This is a genomic window from Pseudobdellovibrionaceae bacterium, from assembly GCA_015163855.1.
Lineage (GTDB): Bacteria > Bdellovibrionota > Bdellovibrionia > Bdellovibrionales > UBA1609 > JAAOIH01.
In genome coordinates this window covers 1-2,886 of sequence record JAAOIK010000046.1, presented here as the reverse complement: position 1 = coordinate 2,886, position 2,886 = coordinate 1, and the positions used below count along the sequence as shown (strand labels likewise).

At 34.8% G+C, this 2,886-nt stretch carries 5 protein-coding genes; 2 read left to right on the top strand and 3 right to left on the bottom strand.

From position 1 onward, the window contains the following. The coding region (locus HAW63_05665) for a methylmalonyl-CoA carboxyltransferase (GenBank protein ID MBE8163455.1) at window positions 1–209 on the bottom strand (209 nt) is incomplete at its 3' end. A gap of 65 nt (window positions 210–274) precedes the next feature. After that, on the bottom strand, window positions 275–745 hold the full coding sequence (locus tag HAW63_05660; GenBank protein MBE8163454.1) for a 23S rRNA (pseudouridine(1915)-N(3))-methyltransferase RlmH: 471 nt from the start codon (window positions 743–745) through the stop codon (window positions 275–277). A 59-nt stretch (window positions 746–804) separates the two neighbouring features. Here HAW63_05660 and aphA point away from each other — a divergent pair, with 59 nt between their 5' ends. Next, window positions 805–1,515, top strand: a complete 711-nt coding sequence (gene aphA, locus HAW63_05655; protein ID MBE8163453.1) for an acid phosphatase AphA — start codon at window positions 805–807, stop codon at window positions 1,513–1,515. A 9-nt stretch (window positions 1,516–1,524) separates the two neighbouring features. Here aphA and HAW63_05650 read toward each other — a convergent pair whose 3' ends face one another. Next, window positions 1,525–2,352: a hypothetical protein gene (locus tag HAW63_05650; GenBank protein MBE8163452.1), complete on the bottom strand. Its 828-nt coding sequence runs from the start codon at window positions 2,350–2,352 to the stop codon at window positions 1,525–1,527. Between the two features lie 10 nt (window positions 2,353–2,362). On the opposite strand from HAW63_05650, the gene HAW63_05645 reads away from it, so the two are divergent. Further along, window positions 2,363–2,886: metal-dependent hydrolase (locus HAW63_05645; GenBank protein MBE8163451.1), on the top strand; the 524-nt coding region annotated here is incomplete at its 3' end.

Sequence of the window (2,886 nt, the reverse complement as noted above, 5' to 3'; positions counted from 1 at the left end):
TCTTGCTCCATTCCAAAATTTTGGCAGCGATGCTTTCTTAATTGATCGGTTTCTACAAAGCTGTCTTTGTCTAATAAAAATTCAATACGCTCTCGGGCTAGCAGGCGATTAGTGGCTTTGTATTTAGCGGTTCGTGCTTCGCCACCACCAGCTAAAGCTTGGGCTATTTTTTGCTGAAGAAGGTCGCTGTTTTTTTGTTTTGTTTTCATAAGAAATTTGTATAATTATAGAGAAGAAGCCGCATTTTGCTCCGCGTCAATCCTAAGCTCTGCCCCTAGGAGTTGTGGTAGGGGCGATTTTTCCAAATACTAAGGCTTCTGTAAATTTGTTCTAAAGCCATAATTTGAGCAAGGTGATGGTTAAAGCTTTGACGAGACAAGCTTAAGCTTTTGTTGGACAGGGCTTTTATTTTTTCATTAACGCCATAAGCTCCTCCAACAATAAAATAAACTTGTGAAGGAGAGCCCTCCCAAACGGAAATTAATTCTTTAGAAAATTCTAGCGAGGACGAACAAAGCTTGCCTCGTTCATCAAATAAAATAACTGTACTGTTGGGTTTAATTTTTTTTAGTAAACTTTTAGAGTCTTCTTCTTTTTTAAGAGCTTTTTGTTCGCGGCTAAGACTTTTTGTTTTGGTACTGTGAATATTAAAGTTAATAAAATAATTAATTTTTTGTTCATAGTGTTGTTGAGCTTGTAAGGCCCAAGCTTCATTATGTTGCGTGCAAAGAAAAGTGTTTTTCATTTTTTCACTTTAAAGTTTTTTCTTGCTTTCGCCTAGTGTTTTTATATAAGCTCTTTGGTATGAGGTTTTTAATAGCATTATTTTTTGGCTTTTGCTTTTTAAGCGTTAGCTATATAGCTGTCGCAGACAATAAGCCGATTATTTTAAAGGCGGCTGCCAAAAAAAAGGCTAGCCATTACCTTAATTTGCGTTGGATTTCTTTTAAGCAATTAAAAAACAGTTTACCAAAGTTGCCAATTACAGTGGGCTTTGATGTAGATGACACGGTTTTTTTTTCTAGCCCTGGGTTTTTTTATCGCGAAAATAATATAGATGGCCCAAAAAATAGTAATAAATATGGAAAAACTGTAAAAGCACAGAGAAGAAGTAAACAGTTTTGGAAAGACATGAATTTTAGTTTTGATCAATTTAGCATACCTAAAAAAATTGCTTATAAACTAATTGGCTTACACAAAAAAAGGGGAGATAAAATTTACTTTATTACCGCAAGGCCTCCCTCTAAAAAAGAACGCTTATCTTTAATACTGGCTAAACATTTTAAAGTGCCTTTAAAAAAATTATTATATTTTTCTAATAGAAAAACTAAAGCACCCATTATTAAAAAGCTAAATGTAAAAATATTTTATGGAGATGCAGACTCGGATATCACCAGCGCTAAAGAGGCGGGGGTTAGAGCTATCCGCATTTTACGATCTCCTTTGTCTACCTATAAGAAAAAACTGTCTTTAGGTAAGTTTAAAGAAGAAATTTTGCAAAACTCTGCCTTGTAATAACAAAAATTAAAGAAAAAGATTTTTACAACTTAGGTGTGTGCTTTTAGGCTTTGCCCAAGATTTATCAACAATAATGTTAAATGTAGAAAGCCTTTGAATTAAATTTTTTTCTAATAATTGTTCTGCCGTATAACGGATCATTTTAAATGATTTAAAAGCACCTGCATGATATACGCTTAGCAAAAAATTAAACCACTTATTTTTATTTTGTGTGTTTTCATAATGAGATAAAAAAAATTTATTAGAAGCAAAACTTTTTTTTGTAGATAACTGTTCTTCGCCAAGACTAGATGCATGAAAGCCTATCTTGGTAGAGCGAAACATTACTTTTTGTTTTCCTAATAAAAAAAGACCGACCGCCGCAGAAAGTGCCTTACCTGTGACGATGGTTGTTAGCCGACGAGTATCTATATTTTTTTGCATTTCTAGAACGGGAAAGACATAGCCTCCGGGGCTGTTGATTAAAAAAAATAAAGCTTTGTCATTGTTCTTGTCATACTTCTTTAGCCAAAAATCTATATCTGTATGTAAATTTTTATGAATAGCGCCGTTTATGGAAACAACTACATAATCCGCATGATTAAATACTTTTAACTCTGGCCCCATGCTGTCAGTGGGCTCGGCATTTTTATATAAAAAGGGCAAAAGAGATAAGTTTATCGGATTTTTTGGTTTTTTTACACCTTCTTCTAAAGATGGATTTATTAGCGTAGAAAAGCCATTTTGTTTTTTTGTAAAAGACGCTTTTTTAGCGGAAAGCACGGTGGTGGCAGAAAAAGCCACATTGTACAAAGCCAGCTGCAAAAGCACAGAAAGTGAGATTATTTTTTTCATATAAAAAAAGATGCAAAAAGCATACTTAAAAGTGTTTTGGTATGATACATTTTTTTGCATGGACTCTTTATCTCAGATTGTATTAGGGGCTAGTGTTGCCGTTATTGCCACTAAGGCAAAAAAACATCGCCGACTAATATTATGGGCAGCGTTTTTTGCGACCCTTCCAGATCTAGATATTTTTTTTCCAGCCATTAACGACTTAGAACACGCCTTGTTACACCGAACATGGACTCACTCGTGGGTGATACAGTCTTTGCTAGCCCCTTTGGCAGCAGTCTTGGTTTACAAAATAGATAAAACGCTAAGCTATTTACGATGGTGGTTTGTAATTTGGCTGCTTTGGGTTACCCATAGCGCCTTAGATGTTTGCACGGTTTATGGCACACATTTATTTTGGCCCTTAGGAGGAGGTCCTTTATTTTTGGGAAGTGTTTTTATTGTAGACCCTTTGTATACACTCCCTTTTTTATTAACAATGGTGTTGGCTTTTTTTGCAAAACAAAAAAATGCTTATCGCTGGGCTACTTTGGG

Coding starts and splice junctions, on each gene's coding strand:
- aphA (MBE8163453.1), top strand. CDS start 805: ATGAGGTTTTTAATAGCATTATTTTTTGGCTTTTGCTTTTTAAGCGTT.
- HAW63_05660 (MBE8163454.1), bottom strand. CDS start 745: ATGAAAAACACTTTTCTTTGCACGCAACATAATGAAGCTTGGGCCTTA.
- HAW63_05650 (MBE8163452.1), bottom strand. CDS start 2,352: ATGAAAAAAATAATCTCACTTTCTGTGCTTTTGCAGCTGGCTTTGTAC.